1 protein-coding gene is annotated in these 649 nt (G+C 76.9%); it reads left to right on the top strand.

The genetic code is table 11. The features are described 5' to 3' along the window. The coding region (locus PROKR_RS12915) for a hypothetical protein (protein ID WP_051432945.1) at nt 1-513 on the top strand (513 nt) is incomplete at its 5' end. Nucleotides 514-649 lie beyond the last annotated feature (136 nt).

The raw sequence follows: 649 nt of genomic DNA, 5'->3' as shown, positions 1-649 counted from the left end.
CCGGCGCTCGCGGCCACCGCGCACGTGCTGCGGGCGTGGCGCGCCGACGGCGAGACCCGCACGTTCACGGGCGTGTTCCGCGCGTTCGGCACCTACGTGCGGCCCCTGCTGCCGCACGCGCTCGCCTCGACGGCAGGCCTGGCCCTGCTGGTGGCCGACATCGCCTTCCTCGTGGGGCGTACCGGCGGCGTCGCGCTGGTGCTGGTGCTGCTCGCGCTGGGCCTGCTGCTCGTGGCCGTGCCGTACCACGTCGCCCTCGCCGTCGTGGCGGGGACGTACCCCGCGGGCACGCCGCGCGCCTGGGTACGTGAGGCGCTGTGGTTCGCCTTCGGCTCGGTCAGCCGGGGGACGGCGCTGCTGGGCGCCGTCGTCGCCACGCCGGTGTTCTCGCTCGTGATCCCGGCCGGGCCCCTGCTGCTGTCGGCGAGCGTGCCCGTGCTGGTGGGCCTCGTGATCCTCGACCAGACCGTGTCGCCCGACCCGACCACGCCCGACCAGACGGAGGACGCATGACCGGCACCGCACCGCTCGCCCGCCGCACGTTGCTGACCGGGGCCCTGGCCTCGACAGGGGCGCTCCTGGTCGGCCCGGGCGCCGCCGCCCGAACGATCACGGACGCCGTCGCCGACGTCGGCCCGACGTCCGCCGC

The sequence above is a fragment of the Promicromonospora kroppenstedtii DSM 19349 genome, assembly GCF_000515355.1.
In the GTDB taxonomy this organism is placed as follows: Bacteria; Actinomycetota; Actinomycetes; order Actinomycetales; family Cellulomonadaceae; genus Promicromonospora; species Promicromonospora kroppenstedtii.
Note: the sequence above shows the minus strand (reverse complement) of the source record. Positions and strands in the feature narration are given on the sequence as shown.